Below are 615 nucleotides of genomic sequence, written 5' to 3'. Positions count from 1 at the left end.
GTGTTTCACGTACCGGACTCTCACCGTCTACGGCAGGACATTCCAATCCACTTCCGCTACACCCACACAACACAACGCAGGACTAGCAGACCCTGCACAATGCATCCCCACAACCCCACGCACGCAAACCCTGCCAGGTATCACACGCACGCGGTTTAGCCTCATCCACGTTCGTTCGCCACTACTAACGGAATCACAATTGTTTTCTACTCCTACGGGTACTGAGATGTTTCACTTCCCCGCGTAACCACCAATTAGACTATGAATTCATCTAACGGCGACCGCCCACAACGACGGCCAGGTTTCCCCATTCGGACACCCTCGGATCAACGCTCAGTTGGCAGCTCCCCGAGGCCTATCGCAGCCTCTCACGTCCTTCATCGGCCTACTATGCCAAGGCATCCACCATGCGCCCTTACAACACAACACACAAACAAATAACTAAGAACAATCACAAACAGAAAAACTGCTTGACAAAATCGAACTTACAGAAAAACAAGATGCTCGCGTCCACTATCCAGTTCTCACACAACACCCACACACCACACACAAACCACCACAACAGCAGCCTGCCCGCAGCACGCAGCAACCTGTAAACAGGAACAACAACATGTG

General features: G+C 52.0%; 1 rRNA gene. It reads right to left on the bottom strand.

The window, feature by feature from the left end:
• Positions 1–429: ribosomal RNA gene (locus tag AB1Z34_RS11160) — 23S ribosomal RNA — on the bottom strand; the annotation flags it as partial.
• Positions 430–615 lie beyond the last annotated feature (186 nt).

Origin of the sequence: Corynebacterium sp. 045007, from assembly GCF_040743205.1 — a bacterium.
Lineage (GTDB): Bacteria > Actinomycetota > Actinomycetes > Mycobacteriales > Mycobacteriaceae > Corynebacterium > Corynebacterium jeikeium_D.
This window is presented reverse-complemented; position numbering and strand designations above follow the sequence as displayed.